The sequence below is a fragment of the Mesorhizobium sp. WSM4983 genome (assembly GCF_029625765.1).
Taxonomy (GTDB): Bacteria; Pseudomonadota; Alphaproteobacteria; order Rhizobiales; family Rhizobiaceae; genus Mesorhizobium.
Map to the genome: position 1 here is coordinate 253507 of NZ_JARTVM010000004.1, position 21224 is coordinate 274730.

Sequence of the window (21224 nt, forward strand, 5' to 3'; positions counted from 1 at the left end):
CGCCTTCGGCGGCATCTCCCCCTCGAGGAGGGAGATTCATCTCGCTATGCCATCTGCAGCCGCTGCCGGCTCGGCTGCGGCGGGAAGGCGATCGCGATGCCGGCGGCGCCCAGGCCGACCAGCGCCGAGCCGATGAACAGCCAGGAATAGCTGGCATAGGCGTCGTAGATCATGCCGCCGGCGAGCGGGCCGAACGACATGCCGAGGCTGGAGAGCATGGTGGCGGCGCCGAACACCGTGCCGATGATGCGCGGCCCGAAATATTCGCGTGCCAGCACCGCATAGAGCGGCATGACGCCGCCGTAGGTGGCGCCGAAGATGACGGCAAGCACGTAGAACTGCTCGAGCCGGCCGACCGCGAGATAGGCGGCGATCACGGCGGCCTGGATGGCAAGGCCGGTGATCAGCACCGGCTTGACCCCCAGCCGGTCGCCGAGCACGCCGTAGAGCAGGCGTCCGCCAAGGCCGGCAAGGCCCTCGACGCTATAGATCAAGACGGCAGCCATCGGCGCAACGCCGCAGGCCATCGCATAGCTGACCATGTGGAAGATCGGCCCCGAATGCGCCGCGCAGCAGGCGAAGAAGGTCATGCCCAGCACCAGGAACTGCGGCGAGCGCAGCGCCTGGCCGACGCTCATGCCGGGGTCGTCGGCGGCACGCGCCGGCATGCCGCTGTCGGCCGCCGCGCCAGCCACCTGCGGCTGGCGTACCAGGAAGACGGCGGGCAGCAGGAGCACCCAGGCCATGACGCCGATGTCGAACATGGCGGTTCGCCAGTCATAGGCCGAGATCAGCCAGCGCGCGAAGGGCGAGATGGTCATCGGCGCCACTCCCATGCCGGCCGAAACCAGCGACACGGCAAGGCTTCGGTTGGTGTCGAACCAGGCGGTGGTGAGCGCGATCATAGGCGCGAAGAACGCGCTGGCCGCCAGCCCGACGATCACGCCGTAGCTGAGCTGGAAGATCAGCAGCGAGTTGGCGCGGCTCGCCACCACCAGCGCCAGCCCGAGCAGCACCGCGCCGGCAAGCACGACGGGGCGGGCACCGACGCGGTCATAGATCGCGCCCCAGGCGAAGCCGCCGATGCCCATCACCAGAAAATTCAGCGTCATGGCGCTGGAAATGCCGGCGCGCGACCAGCCGGTGTCGATCGACATCGGCTCGAGAAAGATCGCCAGCGAGAACATCGCGCCGAGCGCCACACAGGTCATCAGCGCGCCGGCCGCGACGATGACCCAACGATAGGAAGGATTCATGATTTTCTCCCGTGCCCAACGGCATCCTGTTTGATGCGGCACGGTTTTTCCAGGTCCATCGCGCCGCTTGCGTCCGAAGGACGCCGCTGCGGACACCGATCCTACAATCTGGTTGCATTTTTTATCCGGATTTTTGGGGGATGTTGGCCGATCGCCTTATGCTGGCGTTCCTTCACACCCCCCTCTGTCCTGCGGGACTGTCCGATAGGACAGAGGCGGTGCCTCGCGCCGACCGTCTTTAACTGTCAGCAGTCTTCCGCACCCACATTGACCATGTACCAGGCCCTTCTAGATTGAGCCGCAGCAATCGGGAGGAGGCAACACGCCATGCAACTCTATCGCGGCCGGCTCATCGACCACCTTCATCTGGTGGTGCGCGACGTCAAGGCGAGCCGGCGTTTCTACGGCGCGGTGCTCGAGGTGCTGGGCGTCCCGATCGGCGGCGAGGCCGAGGATTATTTCTGGGCGGACGAACTGTTCGTTTCCAGCGCCGATAGCCGCGCGGCCCAGGGCGTGCTCACCGGCCGTCACCATCTCGCCTTCCAGGCCAAGGACCGCGCCATGGTCGACGCCTTCTACCAGGCGGGCCTTGCCGCCGGCGGCAAGGACAACGGCGCGCCGGGCGAGCGCCCCTACCACCCCGGCTACTATGCCGCCTTCCTGCTCGACCCCGACGGCAGCAACATCGAGGCGGTGTTTCATGGCGAGGCGAAGCGCAACGGGGCGGCCGTGGAGATCAGTTTTTAGCGCGGCGGCGGGCGCCGTTATGCATGCGGACGCTATTCCTTCACCGCGCCCGTCATCGAGGAGACGTAGTGCTCGACGAAGAACGAATAAAGCACCACCACCGGCAGCGAGCCGATCAGCGCGCCCGCCATCAGCGCTCCCCATTCGTAGACGTCTGAGCGGACGAGCTCGGTGAGCACGCCGACTGGCACCGTCTTCTTCTCCGACGACTGGATGAAGGTCAGCGCGTAGATGAATTCGTTCCAGGACAGCGTGAAGGCGAATATGCCGGCCGAGATCAGGCCCGGCACCGAAAGCGGCAGCACGATCTTGGTCAGGATCTGCCAGCGGGTGGCGCCGTCGATAAGCGCGCATTCCTCCAATTCGAAGGGGATCGAACGGAAGTAGCCCATCAACAGCCAGGTGCAGAACGGGATCAGGAAGGTCGGGTAGGTGAGGATCAGCGCGAAGGGCGTGTCGTAGAGACCGAGGTTGAACACCATCACCGACAGCGGGATGAACAGGATCGAGGGCGGCACCAGATAGGCGAGGAAGACGGCAAGGCCGACTTGGCGGGCGCCGGAGAACCGCAGCCGCTCGATCGCGTAGGCGGCGAGCACCGCAGCCGCCAGCGACAGGAAGGTGGCCGCCGTCGATATGATCACCGTGTTGAGCAGCCAGCCGGGGTAGGAGGTCTCCAGGAGCAAATAGCGTATGTGCTCCAGCGTCGGATGCACGACCCAGAACGGATTGTAGTTCACATAATCGGTCATCTCGACATTGGGCTTAACCGCCGTGATCGTCATCCAATAGAATGGAAACAGCAGCACGATGAGAAACACCAGCAGCGGCAGATAGACCGTGACCACCCGGCGCGGCAGGCTCTGCAGGTAGCCCATGCCGCCTTCGTCGGTGTCCAGGCGCTCGACTTCTCTGATCGCGGCCATATCAGTCTCCGCCGCCTTGCTGCCACCTGCGCCGTTGCAGGCCGAAATAGCTGAACAGGATCGCCGCCAGCAGGAAGGGGATCATGGCGACCGCGATTGCCGCGCCTTCGCCGAGCTGGCCGCCGGCAATGCCGCGCTGGAAGGACAAGGTCGCCATCAGGTGGGTGGCGTTCACCGGCCCGCCGCGGGTCAGCACATAGATCAGCTGGAAATCGGTGAAGGTGAAGAGCACCGAGAAGGTCATGGTGATGGCGATGATGGGCGTCAAAAGCGGCAGCGTCACATGGCGAAACAACTGCCAGCGGCTGGCGCCGTCCAGCGTGGCGGCTTCATAGAGCGACTGCGGGATGGTCTGCAGGCCGGCAAGCAGCGTGATGGCGACGAACGGGATGCCGCGCCAGACATTGGCCGCGATGACGGAAGCGCGCGCGTTGGTCGGATCGCCAAGGAAGTTGATGCGGTGGTCGATCAGCCCCATCTGCTGCAGCGCCCAGGACAGGATCGAGAACTGCGAATCGTAGATCCACCAGAAGGCGATGGCCGACAGCACCGTAGGCACCACCCAGGGCAGCAGCACCACCGCGCGGAAGAACGACTTGAAGGGCAGCTTCTCGTTGAGGATGAGAGCCAGCCAGAGGCCGAGCACGAATTTCAGGATCGAAGCGCTGACCGTGTAGAGCACGGTGTTGAAGACCGACAGCCAGAACACGCTGTCGCTCCAGAGATATTCATAGTTCTCGACACCGATATAGATGCCGGGCCGGCCGATGCGTGTGTCGGTGAAGCCAAGCCAGACGCCGAGTCCCAGCGGATAGGTGAGAAAGACCAGGAGCAGCGCCGCCGCCGGCAGCATGAAGCCGAGACCAAGAGTGTTCCGGCTCTCGGCAAGTCGCGAAAGCATCGACGGACGCCGCTGAACGGCAACGGATGACACGGCCATGGGCGCGGATTCCTCGCAACATGCGGTGGAGTGGTGGTGGCCGCGTGGTCCTTCCGTGCCCCGGAAGATCCCGACGCGGCCACCCTTGCTTCAGGTGCCCGGCAGGATCAGACGCGATAATAGCGGTTGGCGCGCTTTTCGGCCTCTTCCATCGCCTCTTGCGGCGTCGCCTGTCCCGTCACCGCCTTGGCGAACATGTCGACCAGCACATAATCGGCCATGGTCGCGGCCGAGGCATAGCCGAGCGGCCCGGCATAGCCGTTGGGTCGCAGCGTCGCCGAAGCTTTCGCGTAAGCGGCATTGTTCGGGTCGGCCTTCCACACCGGATTGTTGTCGAAAGCCTTCAGCGTCTGGCAGCAATAGCCGGCCGACGACGTGATCCAGTCCGACATCTGCGGGTCCTCGAACATGAACTGCAGATAGGCTTTGGCCGCATTGGGGTAGGGCGTGTAGTTGAAGATGACGGCCGTGGTCACCTGGAACAGCTCGACCGATTTCCCGACCGGACCGATCGGCAGATTGGTGGTGCGGATGTCCTTGGCTATCTCGGCCAGCTTCGGGTCGTTGTCCTTGTTGACCTTGGCGGTGTTGTAGGCCGAGATGCCGTTGGCGATCACGCTTATTTCGCCGGCCAGGAAGGCGCGGTTGTTGTTGACGTCGAGCCAGCTTTCCGTGCCGGGGATGAAGGTCTTGTAGAGCTCCTGCGCATACTGGATCGCCTTCAGCGTCTCGGGGCTGTTGATCGTCACCTTGCCGGCTTCGTCGACCATCTGGCCGCCATGGCTCCATAGCAGCCAATGCGCATAGTTGTTGCCGTCGCCGACGCCGTGGCCATGGGTGAACCCGGCGGGATGGCCCTTTGCCTTCAGCGCCTTGCACAGGTCGAGGAAACCCGCCGTGTCCTTCGGGAATTCCGAGAAGCCGGCCTCCTTCACCCAGCTTTCGCGATAGACGATGGCGTTGCCGATGGTGGCGAGCGGCAGGCCGAGGAACTTGCCCTCGCGCGTCGCATACTGCTTCGGGCCGTCGTGCCAGCCGCCATACTTCTTGCCGAGATGGTCGCCGAGTTCGGTCACGTCGAGCAGCTTGTCGGGATATTGGTGCGGGTCATCGAACCAGACGAACATCAGGTCGGGACCGGAGCCGACATTGGCGGCGACGGCCGCCTTGGGCCGGATGTCTTCCCAGCTCTCCTTGTCGACGCGCACCTCCACGCCGGTCGCCTCGGTGAACCGCTTCGTATTCTTCAGCCATTGGTCCTCGTCGCCCTGCACGAAAGGCGACCAGCGCAGCAGCCGGAGCTTGGCCCCTTCCTCCGGCTTGTAGGTCAGGCCCTCCTGGGCGAAGGCGCTCGAGCCGACGAAGCGGCTGCCCAAGGCCCCGGCGGCCGCGCCGGCGGTCGTGCGGATCACGTCGCGTCTGGTGAACTTCATGCTCGTCTCCTCCTGTGGGTTTCCTCGTTGCGTGGTCTATGGCGCCGCTTCGATCCGCTGGCCCGTTTCGCCGTGAAACAGATGAATGGGGCCGGGTTCCACCGACAGCCGGATGGTTTCTCCCGGCGCGAAGGAATGGCGTTCGCGGAAATTGGCGACGATATCCTCTCCGCCGGCCGTCCGGCCGATGATCTGCACTTCCGAGCCGGTCGGCTCGATCACCACCACGGTGACCGGAATGCCGTCCTCGGCCAGCCGCAGATGCTCGGGCCGAACGCCGAGCACGACGGCTTCGCCGTTGCCGATCGCGGGTGGTTTCGACAGAGGCACGGAGACGCCACCCGCGCCCCGGAACGACGACGGCGCGCCGTCATTGGCGAATGTCCCCTTGAGCAGGTTCATGGCCGGCGAGCCGATGAAGCTCGCGACGAAGAGGTTGTTCGGCCGGTCGTAGAGCTCGAGCGGCGGCCCGATTTGCTCGACGAGGCCGTCATGCATAACGACGATCTTGTCGGCCATGGTCATGGCCTCGATCTGATCGTGCGTGACATAGATCGTCGTCGTCTTCAGCCGCTGGTGCAGTTCCTTGATCTCGGCGCGCATCTGGACCCTCAGCTTGGCGTCAAGATTGCTGAGCGGCTCGTCGAACAAAAACACCTGCGGATTGCGCACGATCGCCCGGCCCATGGCGACGCGCTGCCGCTGGCCGCCCGAAAGCTGGCGTGGATAACGCGACAGAAGCGGCACCAGCCCGAGGATCTCGGCCGCCCGCTTCACCCCGGCATCGCTCTCCGCCTTGGCCACTCCCTTCAGCATGAGCGAGAACGCCATGTTCTCGGCAACGGTCATGTGCGGATAGAGCGCGTAGTTCTGGAAGACCATGGCCACGTCGCGCTCCTTCGGCGCAACATCGTTGACGACACGGCTGCCGATCGAAATATGGCCGCGGGAGATTTTTTCCAGCCCGGCAATCATCCGCAGAAGCGTCGATTTTCCGCATCCCGACGGCCCGACCAGCGTGACGAACTCGCCGTCCTCTATGTCGACGCTGACGCCGTGCAGGATCTGGGTGGCTCCGAACGACTTGTAGACATCGCCAATCGCGACAGACGCCATCGAACTCCTCCCGATGGTCCCTGCGGGTTTCGCGGGGAGCCGTTTCCAATCAAGGTGTGGCTGAAACGGATGCCGGCAAGCATCCACCACTGGCGTCGGCGACGTTTGCCCCAGCTCCCCCCGGGTCACGCGACTGTGAAACGGTAGCGCTACCAAACCCGCCTGTAAAGCTGCGGCGCATGCCCTTAGACTTTCGTCTCAAAGGACAAATGAGCCAGCCTGCCGTGAGCTAAGTCAATCCAGGGCCGTGCCGCGTGGCCGCCGATCAGTCGGTGAAGAGCGCTGAATGCGCATTAGCAAGTACTAAGGTGTAGATTTCAACCTAGCCGAGAAAGAGCCGACAGTGCCCGTTTCCGCGCAGACGGGATTGGCAGCTGTCCCATTCGAGATGCGGTAATGCTGATAGCGGTGCTTCCGGTGTGGCCCTGCTGCCACCGCGGGAAGGGCGCGGCCGCTCCTTGGCCGTGTTCACCCGCCGATCAGAAACGCCGCAATCAGCTTCTGCAAGTTCCCGCCCGGACCGAACTCGACCTTGTCGAAGTCGCGGCTGGCCCGGCGCTGCGCCTTGGAAAGCTGGTCGAGATAATTCGTCAGCTCCGCCCTGATCTTGGTGCAGCCGGGGTCGTCGGCAACGGTGAGGCCGGTGCTGAAGGCGACGATCTTGTCCACCATGTCGACGATGCCGACGCCGTGGACCTTCTCGTGTGCGGCGAGGCCGTCGGCAAACGCGTCCCACCGCGCCTGCACGGCGGGGGCAAGTTTTGCGGCGGGCTTCGGCAACGTGTAGGTGATGATCAGCTTCGGGCGAGCGGTCTTCAGCACGCAGGCGTCGCCTTCAGTCTGATAATCGCGCTGCCAGGTCAGCTTGAAGTTGGTCTGCGCGATTGCCCGCCGCCCGTTACCGGCCGAGTCCCTGCCGATCACAGGGCCTTTCTCGCCGATCGAGACATAGAGCGCCTCCACGCTTTGTCCTGAGATCGCATAGGTCTCGACCTTCTCGCTCGGCTTCCATTGGGCGAGGGCGGGTGAGGAGAGGAGCAGGGCGGAAAGCAGCAAGACGGATTTCATGAGGACTCGGCAGAATTCCGGGACGAGCCTCCGTGCATAGCGGTTGTCGGGGTAAGAGCAAAGACCGCGCGGCGCTTTCTCCCACAAGGCGGAGACAACGCCGTCGGAACCCGCTCCACCCGTCCGCCGTTTCCTTGTCATCGTTCCGCCCCAGGGAGACAAGGATGACCCGCAACGAGATCATTTCCGTTCTTGGCCCTGTCGACGAGGCCGTCATCGCCGACGTCGCGCTCACCGGCGCCAGCCTCGAGGAATTGCGCGAGGCCTTCGCCTGGATCGGCGCCGACGAGGCGCTGATGAACGAGGGTCGCGCGATGCCGGGCGCCAGGGTAGCGCGGCTGATCGAGATTCTCGAACCGCCCGAGGACGAGGCCGAAGCGCCGAGCGGGACGGAGTAGAGCGCGAATCCTGATCTCCCCCTTGAGGCCTGAGGGGTCGTCTCACGCAGATCGCCGACGTTGTATTCCTCCGCGCAACGCGCCGGCACTTCACGCGCAGCGATCGCTCCATCGCCGTCGGCGGCAGATATTTCGCTCGGTGCACCCCCGCAAGGCCAGGTGATCCCCCTACTTGCTCCTCCGACACCTCGGGCATAGCTTCTTCTCGCCTTGGGGGAGGAGGCTGCCTTGGACACCAATGTCGTCATCGTCGGCGCGGGACCGGCAGGGCTGGCTGTCGGGGCCTGCCTGAAGCGGGCCGGAGTCGATTTCATCATCCTCGAAAGGGCGAGCGAGCTGGCGCCGGCCTGGCGGCGGCATTACCGGCGGCTGCACCTGCACACGGTGAAGTCCTTCTCGTCACTCCCTTTCGTGCCGTTCCCGAAAAACCACCCACGCTACGTGCCGCGTGAAAAAGTGGTCGCCTATCTCGATGCCTATGCCGCGCGTTTCAGCCTGGAGCCGCGCTTCGGCGTCACGGTGAAATCGATCCGCCGGGCGGGCGAAAAAATCGTGGTCGAGACCGATGCCGGGCCTTTCAACGCCCGCAAGATCGTCATCGCCACCGGCAACAACGCAGAGCCGATAACGCCGGCCTTTGCCGGCATCGAAACCTTCAAGGGAGAGGTGCTGCACAGCGCCGCCTACACCGAGGCCACGCCCTATACGGCCAAGAACGTGCTGGTCGTCGGCATGGGCAACACCGGCGCCGAGATCGCGCTCGATCTTGCCGAGAGCGGCGCGCATCCGACGATCTCGGTGCGCAAGGGCGTCCACATCGTGCCGCGCCAGCTCTTCGGCGTGCCGATCCAGATGGTTGGCATCGCCAGCCGGCCGATGCCGCGGGCGCTGAACGACTGGATGTTCCCGAAAATCCTCGACCTGGCGCTGGGCAGGCTGGAGCGATACGGCATCGTCAGGCCGAAGGAAGGCATCCTCAAGCAGATCGACGCCGGCCGCATTCCGGTCATCGATGTCGGAACTGTAGCAGCGATCAAGGCGGGCAGGATCGGCATTCTCCCCGATATCGTCAGCTTCACCGAGGACGGCGCAACATTCGCCGGCGGGCAGGAACAAAACTTCGACGCCGTAATCTTCGCCACGGGCTACCGTCCTGGCTATGACGGCATCCTGCCGGCGGAGCTGCGGCCGGGGAAGAGTGGAGTGAATCCACTCGCGACGGCGCTGGGTGTCTACCTCGTCGGCTTCTACAATCCGGTCACCGGCCTGCTGCGCGAGATCGGCATCGAGGCGCAGGCGGTGGCGAGGGATATCGCGGGGTGAGGCGTGGCGGAACTGCCGATCTCCCCCCTTGAGGGGCAGATGGTCGGAAGACCAGAGGGGGTCGCAGCGCCTTACGCGGTCCGCCACGAACACGACGCTGACGATTTACGGGAGACGACCCCCTCTGTCGCCTTCGGCGACATCTCCCCCTCAAGGGAGGAAATCAAGGCGCATAAATCGGGTGGCGCCCGCGCACGCCCCATGCGAAGCCAGCCTGGCCAAGGAGGGACGCACCCATGCTCACGCTCTACGATTATCTGCCCTCGCAAAATGCCTGGAAGGTTCGTGTCCTGCTTGGCCTGCTCGGCATCGCTTATGAAACCCGCATTGTCTCGATCTTCGAGGGCGAGAGCCGTACGGAGGCCTTCCTGAAGCTCAATCCGGCCGGCGCCGTTCCCGTGCTCGCCGTGGAGAATGGGGCGGCGATCGCCGAATCCAACGCCATCCTCGCTTGCGTCGCGGAGGGGACGCCCTACCTGCCGGCGGACCGGCTCGCGCGCGCCAAGGCCATGCAGTGGCTGTTCTTCGAGCAGTACTATGTCGAGCCGGTCATCGGCTCGCTGCGCTTCTGGTCTCTGACCGGGCGGCTGGAGCGCAATCAGGCGATGGTGGCCGGCAAGCGTGAGGCGGGCGCCCGCGCGCTTGGCGCTCTCGAGCGCGGCCTGCAGGACACGCCGTTCCTCGTCGGCGGCTCGCTCACCATCGCCGACATCGCCGTCTATGCCTACGGCCATCGCGCCGAGGATTGCGGCTTTTCGCTTGCCGACTATCCGGCGGTCAGCGCCTGGATCGATCGGGTGAGCGGGACGATCGGCTCAGGCTATCCCGTGCATCCCTACAGCATCGACCCGCATTCGGGCGGTTGAGCGCCGGAACAGAAGGCCCGGGGAGGGCGTTTGCCCAAGGCAGTGTGCTGGCTTCGTCGACGAACGGCGCCGGCAACTCCGGCCTGCTTTCCAGCAACCGACAATGGAGGCCAGGAATGGTTCGCACCGTCGCTATCGCAATCCTCGCTACCGGCATTGCCAGCCTGCCTGCTGTCGCGGCCGAGGAATGGTGGGTCGCCAGGGACGCCGTTTCGAAACAATGCGAGATCGTGCCGAAGAAGCCCGACGGAACGCTTGTCGTCGATCTGGGCAAGAAGAGATACGCCAGCGAGGCCGAGGCCAAGAAGGCGATGGCGGCGCTGGCGGATTGCAATAAGCAGTAGGATCGACCGAGTTGATCTCCCCCTCGAGGAGGGAGATTAGCTGAATGCCTACCGATCCACCATCGACATCGTCCGCTCGTTATAGCGCGGCCCCGATACCTTCTCAGGCGTCAGCGCCATGTCGAGCCCCAGCAACTCGGTGGCGTCGAGCTTGATGTCGGCGGCGGCGACATTCTCCTCCAGATAGGTCCGTCGCTTGGTGCCGGGGATCGGCACGATGTCGATGCCGAATTCCGGCCCCTTGGCCAGCAGCCAGGCGAGCGCCACCTGGCCGGGCTTGACCCCCTTGGCGACCGCAATCTCGCGGACCGTAGCGGCCGCGGCGACATTGGCGTCGAAATTTTCGCCCTGATAGCGCGGGTCGCCGCGCCGGAAATCGCCTTCGGGATAGTCTTCCGCCCGCTTCACGTCGCCGGCGAGGAAACCGCGGCCGAGCGGCGCGAACGGCACCAGGCCGATGCCCAGTTCCGCAAGCGCCGGGATGATCTCGGGCTCGAGATTGCGCTCCCACAGCGAATATTCGCTTTGTAGCGCCGAGACCGGGTGCACGGCATGGGCGCGGCGGATGTTGGAAACCCCCGCCTCCGACAGGCCGAAGAAGCGCACCTTGCCCTCCGCCACCAGCTCGCCGACCGCGCCCGCGACATCCTCCATCGGCACATCAGGGTCGACGCGGTGCTGGTAGAGCAGGTCGATGCGGTCGGTCGCGAGCCGCGTGAGCGAAGCCTCGACCACCTCGCGGATATGCTCCGGCCGGCTGTCGCGCCCGGTGCCATCCTGCTTGCCGTCGACGATGCGGAAGCCGAATTTTGTCGCGATCGTCACCTCGTCGCGCCGGCCCTTCAGCGCGCGTCCAAGCAGCTCCTCGTTGATGAAAGGCCCGTAGACCTCGGCCGTGTCGAGGAAGGTGCAGCCAAGCTCGATCGCCCGGTGGATCGTCGCGATCGACTCCGCTTCGTCGGCCGGGCCGTAGGATTGGCTCATGCCCATGCAGCCGAGGCCGATGGCCGACACGACGAGCCCCTGGCTGCCGAGTTTCTGCTTGCCGAGGCTCATTCATCTGTCTCCGGTAAGAAATTAGCGCCCGCGAAATTATAATGCCGGGACGCGATGCGTCCAGCGCGGCCTCAAGCCATCGGCAGCATTCGGCGCATGATCAGCGAGGCATGGCCGCCGACGCCATGTGCGGCCGGCCGGCGCTCGACCACCTCGAAGCCGTGCTTGCGGTAGAAGGCGATCGCCCGCTCATTGCCCTCGATCACCTCCAGGGCGATGCTTGGAATGCCGGCATGGGCCGCAAGCACCGCGTGCAAGAGGTCGACGGCGAGGCCGCTGCCGAACTCTTCCGGCTCGATATGCAGCCGGTCGAGCATGACATCGCCCCTCTCGTCCATCGCTGCCATCGCATAGCCGGCGATCGATCCGTCGGTCCGCTCGGCCACGAACGACATCTTGTTGTCGTCGGCGAGCTCTTCGGCGAGCTTGTCGGGCGCATGTTTTTCGTCGGAGAGCCGGGCCACGGTTTCCTCACCCATGATCGGCGAATAGGTCCGCCGCCAGGATCCTCCCAGCAGCCGCGAGACGGCTGGCAGATCGTTCTTCGTCATCGCCCGGATGTGAGACATGTGCTTCCCTCGTTGCACTCCAAGATAGGGCGCGGCGCTGGCGACAGCCAATCTTCCCCTTGTTGTGGCGGAGATGCCGGCAGAGCAGAGGGGGCGCTGTCCGCCGACGCATCGTAGTTTCTTGTTGGGAGATCGATAGCAACAAAGCGGCGGCCCTTATTGGCTCAAACGCCTCGGTCCTTCCGGTGCCTCTCTGGTCTGGCCTGCCGGCCGTCTCGCCCGCTTGACGGGAGCTTGGCGCTCCGTCGCCCCGCCAAATTGACTCGTCCCCCGCTCTCATTCATCCTTAGAGACTGTTCAGCGCCAGCGTCTACAGAGTGAGCCATGGCCAGTCCCGTCGCCAGAGAAAAGTCCCGCCGCGCCGCGGTGAAGAAGGCGCTCGACCGCCACAAGGTCTACGTCACCGCGCAGAGCTTTTCCGGCGGCACCTACAGCGCCCGCGTGCTGGTCGACGGCGAGGCCTATTGGGTCGACGAATTCCGGCTGAGCCAGCTGCGGCAGGGTCTGACGCCGGCCGAGCTGGAATTGACGCCGGCGACCGACGATTGAGTGGAGTGCCTTCGTCATCCCAGGGCGGAGCAGGAGAGAAGCGACGTCGCGGAGACCCTGGGATCCACGCCGTGACCTGGACGCGTCACGACGGTCCAAGTTCTGCTCGGCTGCACTCGGCGGTAAAGGTCACGGCATGGATCCTCGGGTCAACCCCGAGGATGACGATCGCGCGGGCTCGGGGGCGCGAAGGATCGCGGCCCTTGCCACTGTCGGCTACGCGCTTCGGCACTTAACCCATGCCAGCTCCCCAACTCAAAACCTACCGCGCCAAGCGCGAATTCTCCCGCACCCCTGAACCCGCGGGCGGGCCGGAGGTCGGCGGCGGCAATCGCTTCGTCATCCACAAGCACCACGCCACCGCCGATCACTACGATCTGCGCCTCGAAGTCGGCGGCGTGCTGAAGAGCTGGGCGGTGCCGCGCGGGCCCTCGCTCAATCCGGCCGACAAGCGCCTCGCGGTCGAGACCGAGGATCATCCGATCGAATATATCGACTTCGAGGGCGTCATCCCCGAGGGCGAGTATGGCGGCGGGCCGATGATCGTCTGGGACACCGGCACCTGGGCGCCGATGGAGGATGTCGAAAAGAGCCTGCGCACCGGCGCCTTCAAGTTCCGCCTCGCCGGCCAGAAGCTCAATGGCGGCTGGATGCTGACCCGGCTGAAGCCCAAGCCCGGCGAGGACGAGAACAAGAAGAACTGGCTGCTTTTCAAGGAGCGCGATCTCGCCTCCGACTCCGAGCTCGACATTCTCGAAGCGCGGCCGGAAAGCGTCAAGTCCGGCCGGCGCATCGAGGAACTGGCGGCGCCGAGAAAGCCGCAGCGCCTGCCGCCGAAACCTGGCTCGCTGAAACCCGGCGCGCTGCCCGGCGCGGTCAAGGCAGACCCGCCAAGCCGCATCGAGCCTCAGCTCGCCGCGCAGGTGAGCGAGCCGCCCGGCGGCGAGGACACCGGCACGCTCTGGCTGCATGAGATCAAGTTCGACGGCTACCGCACCATGGCGCATGTCGTGGACGGGAATGTGCGGCTGATCACCCGCGGCGGCCTCGACTGGACCAAGCGCTATGGCGATCTCCCGCAAGCCTTTTCGCGCCTGCCGGTCAGCCGGGCGATCATCGACGGCGAGATCATGGTGCTGGACGACAAGGGCATCTCGCGCTTCGCGCTGCTGCAGGACGCGCTGGCCCAGGGCGCCGGCTCGAAGCTGCATTTCTACGCCTTCGATCTCCTGCATCTCGATGGCTGGGACCTGCGCAGGGCGCCGCTGCAGAAGCGTAAGGCGCTGCTTGCCGAACTGCTCGCCGGCCAGGCGGCAAACTCCGCCATCCAGTACAGCGACCACGTCGAGGGCGATGGCCGCGGGCTTTACGACCAGGCCTCGGACCTTGGGCTGGAAGGCGTCGTCTCCAAGCGCGCCGATGCCATCTACATGAGCGGCCGAACCAAGAGCTGGACCAAGGTCAAGGCGCAAAAGACGGATGATTTCGTCATCGCCGGCTACACCGTTTCCGACCGGGCGGAAGGGCTTGCGGCGCTGGGCATGGCCGAGTTCGTCGACGGCGAATTGCACTATCGCGGCAAGGTCGGCACCGGCTTCGACCGCGGCATGGCGACCGACCTGCTGACCCGGCTGGAGCGGCTGACCGTCGGCGCCACGCCGCCCGAAGGGGTGCCGCGCGAGATCATGCGCGAGATGCATTGGGTGAAGCCGCTGCTGTCGGCACGCGTGCGTTATTCGAACCGCACCGCCGACAATGCGATCCGCCACGGCGTCTTCCGCGGCCTGCGCGATGTCGGCGGCCTGACCACGCCGGTTGCGATCAAACGCAAGCGGCTGATCGCCGAGTCCGACCTCGCCACCATCTGGGTCACCAATCCGGAGAGGCGGCTGTTCGGTAAGACCGGGCCGACCAAGCTCGACATTGCCGTCTATTACGCGCTGGTCGGCGATTTCATGCTGCCGCACATCATCGGCCGCCCGGTGTCGCTGGTGCGCTGCCCGACGGGGCGGCCGCAGGACTGCTTCTTCCAGCGCCACGCCTTCACCGGCATGCCGCCTTCGGTGGCGGTGTTCGAGAGCATCAGTTCGGAAGGCGAGCCCAAGACCTACCTCTCGGTCGAGGACGCCAAGGGCTATCTGGCACTGGCGCAGTTCGGCGTCGTCGAGTTCCACACTTGGGGCACGCACCGCACCAAGCTCGACAAGCCCGACCAGATCGTCTTCGACCTCGACCCGGGCGAGGGGATTTCCTGGCGCGAGGTGGTCGAGGCGGCCGTCCACATCAAGGGCGGACTGGAGAGCCTCGGCCTGGTGCCGTTTGCAAAGACGTCCGGCGGCAAGGGCATCCACATCACAGTGCCGGTGACGCGCAAGCAGAACTGGAAGAAACTGCACCAGGCCTCGAGCACCATTTCCACTTTGCTCGCGGCAAGCGCGCCCGACACTTTCGTCACCGTCATGGGCAAGGAAAACCGCAAGAAGCGCATTTTCATCGACTTCCACCGCAACGCCCGCGGCCACACCTCCGCCGCTCCCTATTCGCTGCGCGCCCGCACCAACCTGCCGGCATCGACCCCGATGAGTTGGACCGATCTGGAGGCTATCGACGCGCCCGAGGATCTGAACTACGCCTCGCTGCCGGGACTGTTGGAGACCTCGGGCGATCCCTGGGCGGAGATCGACGAGGCCGCCAGGGATTTGCCGGTGGTTGAGGGAAAGTAAACCGCAGGCGTTGGCGATCCGTCACACCCCCCTCTGTCCTGCCAGCGTTCGGTTTCCATCTCCATCGACGCTTCCTACAATTTGAATTATCCTCCGCGCCAACCGGCCCAAGAACACTTCGTCAGCAATTTGCATGTACCATCAAGGGTCGGTGTAGCATTTCCGGAGCGCCAACCGTCCTTCGGACGAAGCGCCGGAGCATGATCCCGAAAAGTGGGAAACCGGTTTTCGGCAAAGATCAGGCTTCCAAAAAAGTAAAACTGTCAGTGCATGGCCGCGTAGGAGTTCATCATGGCGCCCAGGGCAAGTTGGAAAGGTTACCTCAAGCTCAGCCTCGTCAGCTGTCCGGTCCGGCTTTATCCGGCCACCAGCGCGAGCGAGCGCATCTCGTTCAACCAGCTGCACAAGAAGACCCACAACCGCATCAACATGAAGCCGGTCGATCCCGAACTCGGCCTGGTCGAACGCTCGGACCTGGTCAGGGGCTACGAATATGAGGACAAGCAGTACATCATCATCGATGATGCCGACCTCGACGCGGTCCGGATCGAGTCCAACCACACGATGAACATCGAGGCCTTCGTCGACGAGAATGAGGTCGACGTCATCTACCAGGACTCGCCCTATTACCTTGCCCCGGACGGCGCCATGGCCGAGGAGACCTTCGCGGTGCTGCGCGAAGCGATGCGCAGATCCGGCAAGCTGGCGATTGCCCGCCTTGTCCTTTCCAGCCGCGAGCGCGTGGTGACGATCGGCCCGCGCGAGAACGGCATGTTCGTCTGCACCTTGAGGAACCCCAACGAAGTGCGCGGCACGGCTGAATATTTCGGCAACATCCCGGCCGGCACGCCGGATCCGGAAATGCTCGATCTCGCCCAGGCGCTGATCAAGCAGAAGGAAACTCATTTCGATCCGAAGAATTACGAGGATCGCTACGAAGTGGCGCTGATGGGGATGATCCGCGAGAAGCTCAAAGGCCACAAGCCGATCATCGCGGCGGCGCCCGAACGCGGCAATGTCATCAACCTTATGGATGCGCTGAAAGCGAGCCTGTCGCAGTCGGCCAAGCCGCCGGCCAAGTCGAAGAGCAAGGCCGAGGAGGCGCCGGCCAAGCCGGCCAAGAAGGCGGCCGCCGCCGGCGGCGCGCCTGAGAACCCGCTGAAAGCGAACCTGTTGAAAGCCGCCGGCAAGAGCAAGAAGTGACGAGAGGGCCGGTGATCCTCCCCGGCGCCGTGTTCGGCGCCGTCGGCCCGCTGGCCGCGTTTCCGCTCAGGCTCGCCGCGCGCGAGGTCGAGCGCCGCCATGCCGAGTTGAGGCGCGGCGTCACCCGTCGCACCACCCATGTCGTGTTCGGCCGCACGCTGCTGGCCAAGGCGGCCACGGCAAGAACGGGCGATGGCGACATCGAGCGCCGCGTGCAGGCCGAGCGCGAAGCCGGGCGCGAATTGGTCAGCGAAAACGGCTTCCTGCGCTTGCTCGGCTTGTTGAAGGCGCCTCAGGCGTCGTCGCTGTCCCGGCAATCGCTGATCGACCAGTCGCGGCTTGCCGCCAGCGATCTCGACATGCTGTCGCTGTTCGACGCCTTCGAACGTGACGGCGAACCCTATTCCTTCCGCGACCTGATCCTGGCCAGAAAATATGCCGGGTTGATCGCCAGCGGCGCGACATGGGGCGCGATCGCGCGCTCGGTGCATCGCTCCGGCCCGGTCGCCTCGCTCACCGCCAAGTCGCTCAATCTCGGTTCGCAGCATGGCCGGCCGGACGCGATCTATCTCGACGAGGGCCGCAGCGAGCTCGACGGCCAGCTTCTCTTCGACCTCGGCTCACCGGAAGACGACACGCTGGAGGAGCTGTTCGCCGAGGCGGAAGCCGCGGAAGAGGAGGGGCGGCACGACGAGGCCGCAGCGCTCTACCAGCGCTGCATGGCGATCGATCCAAAAGATGCCATCGCCGCCTTCAACCGCGCCAACTGCCTGCGCGGCGCCGGCCGCGCAGCGGAAGCCGCGCATGATTATGCCCGCGCGATAAAGCTCGATCCCGGCTTCGTCGAAGCCTGGTTCAACCTCGCCGGCTTGGTGGGCGACGAAGGCAAGGTCGCGTCGGCGCGGCGGCACCTGCAGAAGGCGATGGCGCTCGACAAGGCCTATGCCGACCCGGTGTTTAACCTGGCCCGGCTTGAGTTCGACGCCGGCAATCTGGCCGAAGCCCGCCGGCTTTGGGCACGCTATCTGGAGCTCGACGCGGAGTCCGAATGGGCAAGACTGGCGCAGAAGGGGATCCAGTTCGTGGATTTGCACATGGCCGGTGAGCGAGATGCTCGCGCTTGAGACGGAGTGCGGCCTTGCCAGGAAGCCCGCCCGATGACCTACTTCCTCTTCGACGGCCCCGACTCCACCCCCGTCACCATTCTGCTCGCGCACGGCGCGGGTGCGGCGATGGACTCTCCCTCGATGACCGCCACCGCCAAGGCTCTCGCCACCGCCGGTTTCCGCGTCGCGCGCTTCGAGTTCCACTACATGGCTGCGCGCCGTTTTGGCCATCGCAAGCCGCCGCCGCGCGCCGAGACGGTGAACCCGGAATATGTCAAGGCGATCGCCGATCTGCGCGCCAAAGGCGTGACCGGCAAGCTCATCATCGGCGGCAAGTCGATGGGCGGGCGCGTCGCCTCGATGGTCGCCGACGAGATGTTTGCCAAGGGCGAGATCGCTGGCCTGGTTTGTCTGGGCTACCCCTTCCATCCGCCCGGAAAGCCGGAGCAACTGCGGACAAAACATCTTGCCGACCTGAAGACGCCGACGCTGATCTTCCAGGGCACGCGCGACGAGTTCGGCACCAAGCACGAGGTCGCGACTTACGGCCTGCCAGCGGCAATAGAGGTGGTCTGGCTGGAGGACGGCGACCACGATCTCAAGCCCCGCAAGGCGGTGTCGGGTTTTTCGGTGGCGGATCACCTGAAGACGGTGGCGGAGACGATAAAAGCTCGGATGGCGCCTCTCGCTTCATCATCCTAGGGCGAAGCAAGGAGCGAAGCGACACGGCGCAGACCCCTAGGATCCATGCCGTGCCGTTAAGGCATTGCAACGGCTAAGAATTTTGCCCCCGCAGGGTTCCACGGCGATGGTCACGGCATGGATCCTCGGGTCAAGCCCGAGGATGACGAATGAAGAGGCGTCTTCGGCAAATGAAACTCGCCACCTTCAACATCAACAACATCAACAGCCGGCTGGAAAACCTCTTGGCTTGGCTCGTCAAAGCCAAGCCCGACGTCGTCTGTCTGCAGGAACTGAAATCCCGCGACACGCAGTTTCCGCTGACCCGGCTGGCGAAGGCCGGTTATGGCGCGGTGTGGAAGGGCGAGCCGACCTGGAACGGCGTCGCCATCCTGGCTCGCGGCGCCGAGCCGGTGCTGACACGCGACGCGCTGCCCGGCGACGATGCCGACCGCCAGGCGCGCTACATCGAGGCGGCGGTCAACGGCATCGTGATTGCCTGCCTCTACGCGCCGAACGGCAACCCGCAGCCCGGGCCGAAATTCACCTACAAGCTCGCCTGGCACCAGCGCTTCGCGGCGCATGCGAGCGAATTGTTCGACACCGGCCTGCCGGTCGTGCTTGCCGGCGACTTCAACGTTGTGCCCGAGCCGCGCGACATCTACGCCACCCGCTCCTATGACGACAACGCGCTGGTGCAGCCTGAAAGCCGCGCCGCCTTTGCGGCGCTGATCGATCAGGGCTGGACGGATGCGCTGCGCAAGGTCTTTCCGAAGCAGGAGAAGCTCTACACATTCTGGGACTACCGCCGGAACCGCTGGCCGCGCGACGCCGGCCTACGGCTCGACCACATTCTGTTGTCGAAGAAGCTGGCGCGGAAGCTGAAAGGAGCGGGCATCGATCGGGAGGTGCGTGGCGAGGAAAACGCCAGCGACCATGCGCCGGTGTGGGTGGAACTGGCGACCTGAGCTTCTAGACGGGAGAAGGGAAAGGCGGCGCTGTCCCGCCGGCATCTCCACGTTTTGATGCCAGCCTCTCGCAAATAATGTCTGTGCAGCAACGTCGGCTCGCGTTAGCTTTTGCAGGACTACGAGGGGGCGCGGACCTTATGCTTTTCAGCTTGAGTATTTTTCTCCAGCCAACGCTTCCCCGCCGTGGCTGACAACGCCCTCGTTCTCTTCATCTCCGTCCTTGTCATCGCCGGCGCCACTGCCCTCATGGCGCTCGCTTTGCGCTGGCGGCGCAAGCGCCGCAGAGCGCGCGGCAATCCCAATCCGGCCGGCGATTATGCGTCGCGCACCGCCTGGGGTCCGACATCCGGCAAGCTGAACTTCTCATCCTTCGTCTTCATGGATGTCGACGGCGACGGAACCTATGGTCAGGCCGACCGCCCGATGGCCGGCATCGTGGTGCGGCTGTTCGACCAGTCCGGCCGCTTCATCGTCGCGGCGCGAAGCAACGCTGCCGGTTTTGCCAATTTCCCGATGTCGTCGACGCGGCGCAGCGCCGTGATCCGCTCGCCTGGAACGTTTCGCTTTTCGGTCTCCGTGCCGCCCGGCTGGCGCGCCAGCGGCGCCAACGAGAACCAGCCTGTGCGCGTGACGGATGCGCCCGGCTCGCTTGTCGGTTTGGCCGGAGAGGGCCTGCCAAGGCCCGTCGGCCTTACCCCTGCGCGCATGGTGAGCGGCAGGACGCCGGCCGCGGCCATCGCAACCCTATCCGTGATGGGCAAGGGCCAGCTGCTCGAAAGCCACCCGCTCGGCGCGGCCACCACCTTCGGCTTCCCGCTCGCCGCCGAGGCCGATCAGGTCGTGATCGCCGGCGGCGGGTTCGACCGGCGCCTCGCGCTGTCGGCCTATCCGGCCGACCTCGGCTTGCTTGCGTCCGGGGCGCTTCAGCCCGATGCGGCGCTCAGCACCATCGGCTTCGACGACATCACCACGCGCGGCCTGAGCAAGATTCCTTCCGGGTACGCCGGGCTCGACTGGTACAATCTCAACGCCATGTCGCGTGACCACACCAGGAACAGCGAAGGCTACGTCAACGGCAACGTCTCGGGCGCCTATATCGCCTATACCAGCAGCGGCCATCCGGCAGAGTTCGGCCGTGCGGCGCCTTTCGGCTTCCATTCGGTGATGCTGAGCGCCGCATGGCTCCGCTCGGAAGGGGAGAGCGCGCTGGTCGAAAGCTGGCTGGGGGACGAGTTGATCGCGCGCGACGAGGTCACGCTGTCGGCGCTGGCGCCGGTTCAATACGCGCCGATGCTGAAGGCGGTGACGCGCGTGCGTCTGTCGACCAAACATCACTGGCAGATGGTGTTGGATGATCTCGTGCTGGCGCTCTGATGCATGTCGCCGAAGCGCGGCGGCTTATGAATGGGATATGTCAAAGACGAACTATGTCGCCCAGAGGATGCCGCAGCTTCGGGAGAAGAAGTGCATCAAAACAAGGAATTACAGCGCGTTGCCTAAATTTTGGTGCAACGCGCTGTAATGGTCAGAAGGTGAGCGAAGTGGCGCCGTTGGCGGTGACTGCCGAAAGCCTGCCCTTCTTGACCAGCCTTGGTTTCTCATAGGTTTTCTTCATGGCCGGTTCCGCGAGTTTCCTGGATCGCAAGAAGGAGCCAGGGTCGGCAGGCATTAACAGCAGATTGTCCGGCAGATCAGCTCGCCGGGCCGCCGCCATTGATAACAGTAGAAGGACCGCCGGCGACAATTGTCGAAAGCTTGCCTTTGCGGACCAACACAGGCTTCTCGTAAGTCTTCTTCATGATTGAACCCCCGTTAACCATTCGAACTGACAAGACGATAAACAGCCGCCTTGTCACGCAACAAGCCAGGATGACCGCTGGCCTCAAACATCAATGAAGCTGATCGAGCTGTCCCCGAATCAACCCGGGACCGGTGTCGAACCCGCGACG

Annotated in this window: 22 protein-coding genes; 12 read left to right on the forward strand and 10 right to left on the reverse strand. The window is 64.8% G+C overall.

Translation table 11 applies throughout. From position 1 onward, the window contains the following. Positions 1–44: 44 nt before the first annotated feature. A complete protein-coding gene (locus tag P9254_RS15215) occupies positions 45–1256 on the reverse strand; it encodes an MFS transporter (RefSeq protein WP_278056816.1) in 1212 nt (403 codons plus the stop codon). A gap of 327 nt (positions 1257–1583) precedes the next feature. On the opposite strand from P9254_RS15215, the gene P9254_RS15220 reads away from it, so the two are divergent. Then, positions 1584–2003, forward strand: coding sequence for a VOC family protein (locus P9254_RS15220; RefSeq protein ID WP_278056818.1), 420 nt, complete (start codon positions 1584–1586; stop codon positions 2001–2003). Between the two features lie 32 nt (positions 2004–2035). Here the strand turns inward: P9254_RS15220 and P9254_RS15225 are convergent, their stop codons facing one another. The 5 genes from P9254_RS15225 to P9254_RS15245 all read right to left on the reverse strand — a co-directional run bounded on the left by P9254_RS15225 (position 2036) and on the right by P9254_RS15245 (position 7486). Beyond that, a complete protein-coding gene (locus tag P9254_RS15225; RefSeq protein ID WP_067001185.1) occupies positions 2036–2929 on the reverse strand; it encodes a carbohydrate ABC transporter permease in 894 nt (297 codons plus the stop codon). 1 nt (position 2930) lies between these two features. Further along, on the reverse strand, positions 2931–3830 hold the full coding sequence (locus P9254_RS15230; RefSeq protein WP_405023131.1) for a carbohydrate ABC transporter permease: 900 nt from the start codon (positions 3828–3830) through the stop codon (positions 2931–2933). 146 nt (positions 3831–3976) lie between these two features. Then, the gene (locus P9254_RS15235) at positions 3977–5302 is read right to left on the reverse strand and encodes an ABC transporter substrate-binding protein (protein ID WP_127214326.1); all 1326 of its coding nucleotides are present in this window, start codon (positions 5300–5302) and stop codon (positions 3977–3979) included. A gap of 36 nt (positions 5303–5338) precedes the next feature. Continuing rightward, the gene (locus P9254_RS15240; protein WP_067001190.1) at positions 5339–6418 is read right to left on the reverse strand and encodes an ABC transporter ATP-binding protein; all 1080 of its coding nucleotides are present in this window, start codon (positions 6416–6418) and stop codon (positions 5339–5341) included. A gap of 468 nt (positions 6419–6886) precedes the next feature. Further along, positions 6887–7486 (reverse strand): DUF922 domain-containing Zn-dependent protease, encoded by a 600-nt coding sequence (locus tag P9254_RS15245; RefSeq protein WP_278056819.1) that lies wholly within the window; start codon positions 7484–7486, stop codon positions 6887–6889. A 164-nt stretch (positions 7487–7650) separates the two neighbouring features. On the opposite strand from P9254_RS15245, the gene P9254_RS15250 reads away from it, so the two are divergent. The 4 genes from P9254_RS15250 to P9254_RS15265 all read left to right on the forward strand — a co-directional run bounded on the left by P9254_RS15250 (position 7651) and on the right by P9254_RS15265 (position 10417). Beyond that, entirely contained in the window at positions 7651–7884 is a 234-nt protein-coding gene (locus tag P9254_RS15250; protein WP_067001193.1) for a hypothetical protein, read from the forward strand. 228 nt (positions 7885–8112) lie between these two features. Beyond that, positions 8113–9207, forward strand: coding sequence for a flavin-containing monooxygenase (locus tag P9254_RS15255; protein ID WP_278056822.1), 1095 nt, complete (start codon positions 8113–8115; stop codon positions 9205–9207). A gap of 236 nt (positions 9208–9443) precedes the next feature. Then, positions 9444–10073: a glutathione S-transferase family protein gene (locus P9254_RS15260; RefSeq protein WP_278056032.1), complete on the forward strand. Its 630-nt coding sequence runs from the start codon at positions 9444–9446 to the stop codon at positions 10071–10073. Between the two features lie 116 nt (positions 10074–10189). After that, positions 10190–10417, forward strand: a complete 228-nt coding sequence (locus P9254_RS15265; RefSeq protein ID WP_067322490.1) for a hypothetical protein — start codon at positions 10190–10192, stop codon at positions 10415–10417. Between the two features lie 48 nt (positions 10418–10465). On the opposite strand, the gene P9254_RS15270 is transcribed toward P9254_RS15265, so the two are convergent. Together P9254_RS15270 and P9254_RS15275 are read right to left on the reverse strand one after the other, a co-directional pair. After that, positions 10466–11473, reverse strand: a complete 1008-nt coding sequence (locus P9254_RS15270) for an aldo/keto reductase (RefSeq protein ID WP_278056823.1) — start codon at positions 11471–11473, stop codon at positions 10466–10468. 71 nt (positions 11474–11544) lie between these two features. Further along, a complete protein-coding gene (locus P9254_RS15275; protein WP_066998508.1) occupies positions 11545–12042 on the reverse strand; it encodes a GNAT family N-acetyltransferase in 498 nt (165 codons plus the stop codon). Between the two features lie 324 nt (positions 12043–12366). Between P9254_RS15275 and P9254_RS15280 the strand changes: the two genes are divergently transcribed. The 7 genes from P9254_RS15280 to P9254_RS15310 all read left to right on the forward strand — a co-directional run bounded on the left by P9254_RS15280 (position 12367) and on the right by P9254_RS15310 (position 20649). Beyond that, complete coding sequence (locus P9254_RS15280) at positions 12367–12591, forward strand: hypothetical protein (protein WP_067322499.1); 225 nt, start codon at positions 12367–12369, stop codon at positions 12589–12591. A 239-nt stretch (positions 12592–12830) separates the two neighbouring features. After that, positions 12831–15314, forward strand: a complete 2484-nt coding sequence (ligD, locus tag P9254_RS15285) for a DNA ligase D (protein ID WP_278056826.1) — start codon at positions 12831–12833, stop codon at positions 15312–15314. Positions 15315–15605: 291 nt separating this feature from the next. Further along, positions 15606–16517 carry a non-homologous end joining protein Ku gene (gene ku / locus P9254_RS15290; protein ID WP_095801394.1) on the forward strand — a complete coding sequence of 304 codons (912 nt, stop codon included), beginning with the start codon at positions 15606–15608 and terminating at the stop codon, positions 16515–16517. Between the two features lie 11 nt (positions 16518–16528). Further along, positions 16529–17641 carry a tetratricopeptide repeat protein gene (locus P9254_RS15295; protein ID WP_278056829.1) on the forward strand — a complete coding sequence of 371 codons (1113 nt, stop codon included), beginning with the start codon at positions 16529–16531 and terminating at the stop codon, positions 17639–17641. Between the two features lie 33 nt (positions 17642–17674). Next, entirely contained in the window at positions 17675–18325 is a 651-nt protein-coding gene (locus P9254_RS15300; protein WP_278056832.1) for an alpha/beta hydrolase family protein, read from the forward strand. Between the two features lie 170 nt (positions 18326–18495). Then, the gene (xth, locus tag P9254_RS15305) at positions 18496–19272 is read left to right on the forward strand and encodes an exodeoxyribonuclease III (RefSeq protein WP_278056986.1); all 777 of its coding nucleotides are present in this window, start codon (positions 18496–18498) and stop codon (positions 19270–19272) included. A gap of 186 nt (positions 19273–19458) precedes the next feature. Further along, entirely contained in the window at positions 19459–20649 is a 1191-nt protein-coding gene (locus tag P9254_RS15310; protein ID WP_278056834.1) for a hypothetical protein, read from the forward strand. 151 nt (positions 20650–20800) lie between these two features. On the opposite strand, the gene P9254_RS15315 is transcribed toward P9254_RS15310, so the two are convergent. Together P9254_RS15315 and P9254_RS15320 are read right to left on the reverse strand one after the other, a co-directional pair. Beyond that, positions 20801–20890 (reverse strand): lasso RiPP family leader peptide-containing protein, encoded by a 90-nt coding sequence (locus P9254_RS15315; RefSeq protein WP_164746769.1) that lies wholly within the window; start codon positions 20888–20890, stop codon positions 20801–20803. Positions 20891–20966: 76 nt separating this feature from the next. Continuing rightward, complete coding sequence (locus P9254_RS15320; RefSeq protein ID WP_141245906.1) at positions 20967–21074, reverse strand: putative RiPP precursor; 108 nt, start codon at positions 21072–21074, stop codon at positions 20967–20969. Positions 21075–21224 lie beyond the last annotated feature (150 nt).

What these genes read in the sequence shown, in the direction of transcription:
- P9254_RS15225 (WP_067001185.1), bottom strand. Translation starts at nt 2,929, where the DNA reads ATGGCCGCGATCAGAGAAGTCGAGCGCCTGGACACCGACGAAGGCGGC.
- P9254_RS15250 (WP_067001193.1), top strand. Translation starts at nt 7,651, where the DNA reads ATGACCCGCAACGAGATCATTTCCGTTCTTGGCCCTGTCGACGAGGCC.
- P9254_RS15240 (WP_067001190.1), bottom strand. Translation starts at nt 6,418, where the DNA reads ATGGCGTCTGTCGCGATTGGCGATGTCTACAAGTCGTTCGGAGCCACC.
- P9254_RS15265 (WP_067322490.1), top strand. Translation starts at nt 10,190, where the DNA reads ATGGTTCGCACCGTCGCTATCGCAATCCTCGCTACCGGCATTGCCAGC.
- P9254_RS15215 (WP_278056816.1), bottom strand. Translation starts at nt 1,256, where the DNA reads ATGAATCCTTCCTATCGTTGGGTCATCGTCGCGGCCGGCGCGCTGATG.
- P9254_RS15275 (WP_066998508.1), bottom strand. Translation starts at nt 12,042, where the DNA reads ATGTCTCACATCCGGGCGATGACGAAGAACGATCTGCCAGCCGTCTCG.
- P9254_RS15280 (WP_067322499.1), top strand. Translation starts at nt 12,367, where the DNA reads ATGGCCAGTCCCGTCGCCAGAGAAAAGTCCCGCCGCGCCGCGGTGAAG.
- P9254_RS15230 (WP_405023131.1), bottom strand. Translation starts at nt 3,830, where the DNA reads ATGCTTTCGCGACTTGCCGAGAGCCGGAACACTCTTGGTCTCGGCTTC.
- P9254_RS15300 (WP_278056832.1), top strand. Translation starts at nt 17,675, where the DNA reads ATGACCTACTTCCTCTTCGACGGCCCCGACTCCACCCCCGTCACCATT.
- P9254_RS15270 (WP_278056823.1), bottom strand. Translation starts at nt 11,473, where the DNA reads ATGAGCCTCGGCAAGCAGAAACTCGGCAGCCAGGGGCTCGTCGTGTCG.
- ku (WP_095801394.1), top strand. Translation starts at nt 15,606, where the DNA reads ATGGCGCCCAGGGCAAGTTGGAAAGGTTACCTCAAGCTCAGCCTCGTC.
- xth (WP_278056986.1), top strand. Translation starts at nt 18,496, where the DNA reads ATGAAACTCGCCACCTTCAACATCAACAACATCAACAGCCGGCTGGAA.
- P9254_RS15245 (WP_278056819.1), bottom strand. Translation starts at nt 7,486, where the DNA reads ATGAAATCCGTCTTGCTGCTTTCCGCCCTGCTCCTCTCCTCACCCGCC.
- P9254_RS15260 (WP_278056032.1), top strand. Translation starts at nt 9,444, where the DNA reads ATGCTCACGCTCTACGATTATCTGCCCTCGCAAAATGCCTGGAAGGTT.
- P9254_RS15315 (WP_164746769.1), bottom strand. Translation starts at nt 20,890, where the DNA reads ATGAAGAAAACCTATGAGAAACCAAGGCTGGTCAAGAAGGGCAGGCTT.
- ligD (WP_278056826.1), top strand. Translation starts at nt 12,831, where the DNA reads ATGCCAGCTCCCCAACTCAAAACCTACCGCGCCAAGCGCGAATTCTCC.
- P9254_RS15235 (WP_127214326.1), bottom strand. Translation starts at nt 5,302, where the DNA reads ATGAAGTTCACCAGACGCGACGTGATCCGCACGACCGCCGGCGCGGCC.
- P9254_RS15320 (WP_141245906.1), bottom strand. Translation starts at nt 21,074, where the DNA reads ATGAAGAAGACTTACGAGAAGCCTGTGTTGGTCCGCAAAGGCAAGCTT.
- P9254_RS15220 (WP_278056818.1), top strand. Translation starts at nt 1,584, where the DNA reads ATGCAACTCTATCGCGGCCGGCTCATCGACCACCTTCATCTGGTGGTG.